Source organism: Pseudonocardia sp. ICBG601, assembly GCF_020496245.1.
In genome coordinates, this window is sequence record NZ_JAHLJA010000191.1 from 1 (window position 1) to 5,432 (window position 5,432).

A 5,432-nucleotide genomic window follows, 5' to 3' on the forward strand; every position below is an offset into this window, starting at 1 on the left:
TGTATAGGACAGGTGATCGGCTATGGGCCATGCTGCCCTTGGCGTCTGCGCGTCTCCACCGGTGGGTGGAACTTTCCTTCCAGACTCCCCCGACAGTGACCATGATCCCGGCGTTGACCAGGGCTTTTCCTGGTGCCCGGACGGGTTGACCGAGCAGGTCATCGACCGTCTCTACGGCGACCTCCTCGCATGCCTCAACGGGCCGACCGGGCCGTCTGGCGGGGCACCCGCAGGCCGCCTGCTGACGCTTCCGCCCCGACGTCCCGTGGCCGTTTCCGCTGGTCAGTCGGTCATCGTGGGCGGTGAGGCGGCATGAAGCGCCGTAACCAGGCCCGGACGGTGGTCTTCCGTTCCGAGGGCGCCGACACACTGTGGGCGACCCGCATGCACGAAGCCGGACACGTCGTCATGACCCGCGCCTCCGGCGGCTGGGTCACCCGAGTCACCATCGGCGACGACGGCACCGGCAGCACCGAATCCGTCTTCCCACCCTGGGTCGACCTGCACCTCTACTACGACCTGGCCTGCGACTACGCCGGCGCCATCGCCGAAGGCATCGACTTCGACCACCCCGCCTGCGCCTCCGACATCGCCTACGCCAACCGCACCCTGCGCCACGTCCCCTGGACCGCGCGACGACGCATCGAACGACGCAGCAAAAAAACCGCACGCAACTTCGTCGGACCCACGATCTTCGGGCCACGCTGGCGCGTCATCCGCACCGCCCACACCCTGCCCAACCCGGGAACACGGCGGTTCCGCCGATGAACGCCATGCCCCGACAGATCGTGGCCGTACTCGGTGACCGAGCCCGTGAACTCGCCGCGCTCACCGCCCTGACCACCGCCACCTGGGCCCTGACCTGGTGGTTCGCCATCCCCACCACACTCGCCGCCGCATGGTGGACAGCCACCGAAATACGCCTGTGGCGCGCATCCCGAGCCGCCGCGACACCACCGACACCGAACGGACTCGCCACAGCAGCAGTCACCTCAGAGGTCGCTGTAACGCCCGCTGAGCCAGTTTCGGCTGGTCAGCAGGACAAGGGGAGGGCCGGAGCATGACCACCACGAACCACTCGTGGGCTGCAACCCGGGCGGCGGAGCGGCGTGAAGGCCGCGCTCTGGACGCCCGCCTCGCCCGGGAAGCCGCCGATGCTGCTGCGCAGCGGCGGATCGCCGAGCAGAACGCCCGCCGCGACCGCGCCCAGACCGACCGCGATGCGGCTGAACGTCGCCGGACTGAGCAGCGGCAGGCACGAGCAGCCGCGCGGGCTGCTACCCGCGCCAAGGCCCTGACCTGGGCATCCACCCACATCGTCGAGTTGCTGATCTACCCGATCGCGCTGCTCTCGTTCGCTCTGGCCGCACCCGCGATGGCCGCCTACGGCACCACGATCTACGGCCCGGGCGGTGTGCTACTGGCCGGGATCACCGAACTCGGCATGTGGGCCTTCGCGATCGCCGTCGTCGCCTCCCGACACCGCACACCGGACCGGCCGGTGGTCGGCCTGCAGGCCGGGGTGGTGCTGTTCTCCCTGGTCGCAGCCTCGATGAACCTCCTCCACGGCCTCGACCAGGGCTGGACAGCCGGGATTGTCATGGCGGTCGTGTCGATCGCCGGGGTCGCCGCGCACCAGCTCACTCTCGCCGGGGCACCCCGCTCCCGAGCCGAGCGCCGGACGCCCGCCTGACCGCGCTGGTGGAGGCGAAGACCAGCCGCGCCCGGCGCCTCGCCGTCCGCGACGCGGCAGCGGTCATCGACACCGAAGGCACCGCGGCCCTGGCCTATCGGCCCGGGACCTACCAGGTCCACCGCCGGGCACTCGCCGCGACCGCCGCCCCGGAACGGCCTGTCACACCGGTCGCGCCGGTCGGCGGCGGCCGCGCCGATGACTGGGACTGGGCACTGGCCGCCCTCGTCGAGGGCGCCGGATGCGTCGACTCGCGGCTCACCAACGACCTCGACTACGAGGCCGACCCGGCCCTCGACTCCGACCTCGACTGCCTCGACTCCGACCTCGACTCCCACCTCGACGATGATCATGGGGGCGGTGTCGCCGTCCTCGACCGCCGTGACGAGGAGTCGGGTGGGGAGTCGAGGGCTGACCTGCGACAGTCGACCCACCCAAGATCATCGTCGACCCCCGGAGTCGGCCCCGACCATGATCTTGAAACCGGGTCGACCCCCGCAGCCTGGATGATCTTCGCGACCAGCTCCGGACAGCGGTCGACGAGGGCCGCGTCGACCCCGGCTCGGCCGAATCGATCCGCCGGACACTGCGCTGCTCCGCTGCCCGCGCCCGCCAACTCCGCGACGAGGTCCGCGGCGAGACCGGAGGCCCGCGATGAACAACGACGACCGTGAGAAGAACGAGAAGTCTGGCGGCGCCAGCCCGAACCAGCACGCGCCATCAGGGGACAGACTGGCGCCGGTCATCACCCTGCACCACCACGACCAGCACACCGACGACACCCCCGAGGTCGTCGAAGGCGAGATCGTCGACCCGACCTGCGGACCGCAGGTGGAAGACCCCGCGCCCGGGACACCGGGAACCGACGTGGTGGTGTCGCGGCGCGACATCTACCGCTCCGACCTGCACGCCGCAGGCCGAGGCGCCCTCGCCGTCGCCACCCACCCCGTCACCGTCGGCGGAACGAAGGCCCTGGTCCGCAACACGTGGTTCGTGTTCTCCGGCGCCGGTGTCGCGCCAGCGTTGGACCAGCACACCGGCGCCGGAGAACACGAACCACGTGTTGCGGACCAGGGCCTTCGTTCCGCCGACGGTGACGGGGTGGGTGGCGACGGCGAGGGCGCCTCGGCCTGCGGCGTGCAGGTCGGAGCGGTAGATGTCGCGCCGCGACACCACCACGTCGGTTCCCGGTGTCCCGGGCGCGGGGTCTTCCACCTGCGGTCCGCAGGTCGGGTCGACGATCTCGCCTTCGACGACCTCGGGGGTGTCGTCGGTGTGCTGGTCGTGGTGGTGCAGGGTGATGACCGGCGCCAGTCTGTCCCCTGATGGCGCGTGCTGGTTCGGGCTGGCGCCGCCAGACTTCTCGTTCTTCTCACGGTCGTCGTTGTTCATCGCGGGCCTCCGGTCTCGCCGCGGACCTCGTCGCGGAGTTGGCGGGCGCGGGCAGCGGAGCAGCGCAGTGTCCGGCGGATCGATTCGGCCGAGCCGGGGTCGACGCGGCCCTCGTCGACCGCTGTCCGGAGCTGGTCGCGAAGATCATCCAGGCTGCGGGGGTCGACCCGGTTTCAAGATCATGGTCGGGGCCGACTCCGGGGGTCGACGATGATCTTGGGTGGGTCGACTGTCGCAGGTCAGCCCTCGACTCCCCACCCGACTCCTCGTCACGGCGGTCGAGGACGGCGACACCGCCCCATGATCATCGTCGAGGTGGGAGTCGAGGTCGGAGTCGAGGCAGTCGAGGTCGGAGTCGAGGGCCGGGTCGGCCTCGTAGTCGAGGTCGTTGGTGAGCCGCGAGTCGACGCATCCGGCGCCCTCGACGAGGGCGGCCAGTGCCCAGTCCCAGTCATCGGCGCGGCCGCCGCCGACCGGCGCGACCGGTGTGACAGGCCGTTCCGGGGCGGCGGTCGCGGCGAGTGCCCGGCGGTGGACCTGGTAGGTCCCGGGCCGATAGGCCAGGGCCGCGGTGCCTTCGGTGTCGATGACCGCTGCCGCGTCGCGGACGGCGAGGCGCCGGGCGCGGCTGGTCTTCGCCTCCACCAGCGCGGTCAGGCGGGCGTCCCGGCGCTCGGCTCGGGAGCGGGGTGCCCCGGCGAGAGTGAGCTGGTGCGCGGCGACCCCGGCGATCGACACGACCGCCATGACAATCCCGGCTGTCCAGCCCTGGTCGAGGCCGTGGAGGAGGTTCATCGAGGCTGCGACCAGGGAGAACAGCACCACCCCGGCCTGCAGGCCGACCACCGGCCGGTCCGGTGTGCGGTGTCGGGAGGCGACGACGGCGATCGCGAAGGCCCACATGCCGAGTTCGGTGATCCCGGCCAGTAGCACACCGCCCGGGCCGTAGATCGTGGTGCCGTAGGCGGCCATCGCGGGTGCGGCCAGAGCGAACGAGAGCAGCGCGATCGGGTAGATCAGCAACTCGACGATGTGGGTGGATGCCCAGGTCAGGGCCTTGGCGCGGGTAGCAGCCCGCGCGGCTGCTCGTGCCTGCCGCTGCTCAGTCCGGCGACGTTCAGCCGCATCGCGGTCGGTCTGGGCGCGGTCGCGGCGGGCGTTCTGCTCGGCGATCCGCCGCTGCGCAGCAGCATCGGCGGCTTCCCGGGCGAGGCGGGCGTCCAGAGCGCGGCCTTCACGCCGCTCCGCCGCCCGGGTTGCAGCCCACGAGTGGTTCGTGGTGGTCATGCTCCGGCCCTCCCCTTGTCCTGCTGACCAGCCGAAACTGGCTCAGCGGGCGTTACAGCGACCTCTGAGGTGACTGCTGCTGTGGCGAGTCCGTTCGGTGTCGGTGGTGTCGCGGCGGCTCGGGATGCGCGCCACAGGCGTATTTCGGTGGCTGTCCACCATGCGGCGGCGAGTGTGGTGGGGATGGCGAACCACCAGGTCAGGGCCCAGGTGGCGGTGGTCAGGGCGGTGAGCGCGGCGAGTTCACGGGCTCGGTCACCGAGTACGGCCACGATCTGTCGGGGCATGGCGTTCATCGGCGGAACCGCCGTGTTCCCGGGTTGGGCAGGGTGTGGGCGGTGCGGATGACGCGCCAGCGTGGCCCGAAGATCGTGGGTCCGACGAAGTTGCGTGCGGTTTTTTTGCTGCGTCGTTCGATGCGTCGTCGCGCGGTCCAGGGGACGTGGCGCAGGGTGCGGTTGGCGTAGGCGATGTCGGAGGCGCAGGCGGGGTGGTCGAAGTCGATGCCTTCGGCGATGGCGCCGGCGTAGTCGCAGGCCAGGTCGTAGTAGAGGTGCAGGTCGACCCAGGGTGGGAAGACGGATTCGGTGCTGCCGGTGCCGTCGTCGCCGATGGTGACTCGGGTGACCCAGCCGCCGGAGGCGCGGGTCATGACGACGTGTCCGGCTTCGTGCATGCGGGTCGCCCACAGTGTGTCGGCGCCCTCGGAACGGAAGACCACCGTCCGGGCCTGGTTACGGCGCTTCATGCCGCCTCACCGCCCACGATGACCGACTGACCAGCGGAAACGGCCACGGGACGTCGGGGCGGAAGCGTCAGCAGGCGGCCTGCGGGTGCCCCGCCAGACGGCCCGGTCGGCCCGTTGAGGCATGCGAGGAGGTCGCCGTAGAGACGGTCGATGACCTGCTCGGTCAACCCGTCCGGGCACCAGGAAAAGCCCTGGTCAACGCCGGGATCATGGTCACTGTCGGGGGAGTCTGGAAGGAAAGTTCCACCCACCGGTGGAGACGCGCAGACGCCAAGGGCAGCATGGCCCATAGCCGATCACCTGTCCTATACA

The 5,432-nt window shown here is 70.8% G+C and carries 6 protein-coding genes; 3 read left to right on the plus strand and 3 right to left on the minus strand.

Going from position 1 to position 5,432, the window contains the following annotated elements; genetic code table 11:
• The first annotated feature begins 312 nt into the window (after positions 1-312).
• The 3 genes from KPL57_RS59480 (at position 313) to KPL57_RS59490 (ending at position 2,367) form a co-directional block, all read left to right on the plus strand.
• A complete protein-coding gene (locus tag KPL57_RS59480; RefSeq protein WP_226358811.1) occupies positions 313-768 on the plus strand; it encodes a hypothetical protein in 456 nt (151 codons plus the stop codon).
• A gap of 292 nt (positions 769-1,060) precedes the next feature.
• Positions 1,061-1,693, plus strand: coding sequence for a hypothetical protein (locus KPL57_RS59485; protein ID WP_226358813.1), 633 nt, complete (start codon positions 1,061-1,063; stop codon positions 1,691-1,693).
• Between the two features lie 8 nt (positions 1,694-1,701).
• Positions 1,702-2,367 carry a hypothetical protein gene (locus tag KPL57_RS59490; RefSeq protein WP_226358814.1) on the plus strand — a complete coding sequence of 222 codons (666 nt, stop codon included), beginning with the start codon at positions 1,702-1,704 and terminating at the stop codon, positions 2,365-2,367.
• Between the two features lie 46 nt (positions 2,368-2,413).
• Here the strand turns inward: KPL57_RS59490 and KPL57_RS59495 are convergent, their stop codons facing one another.
• The 3 genes from KPL57_RS59495 to KPL57_RS59505 all read right to left on the minus strand — a co-directional run bounded on the left by KPL57_RS59495 (position 2,414) and on the right by KPL57_RS59505 (position 5,120).
• Positions 2,414-3,085, minus strand: a complete 672-nt coding sequence (locus tag KPL57_RS59495) for a hypothetical protein (RefSeq protein ID WP_226358815.1) — start codon at positions 3,083-3,085, stop codon at positions 2,414-2,416.
• Positions 3,086-3,229: 144 nt separating this feature from the next.
• The gene (locus KPL57_RS59500; RefSeq protein ID WP_226358816.1) at positions 3,230-4,372 is read right to left on the minus strand and encodes a hypothetical protein; all 1,143 of its coding nucleotides are present in this window, start codon (positions 4,370-4,372) and stop codon (positions 3,230-3,232) included.
• 292 nt (positions 4,373-4,664) lie between these two features.
• Positions 4,665-5,120 (minus strand): hypothetical protein, encoded by a 456-nt coding sequence (locus KPL57_RS59505; RefSeq protein ID WP_226358811.1) that lies wholly within the window; start codon positions 5,118-5,120, stop codon positions 4,665-4,667.
• Positions 5,121-5,432: the final 312 nt, after the last annotated feature.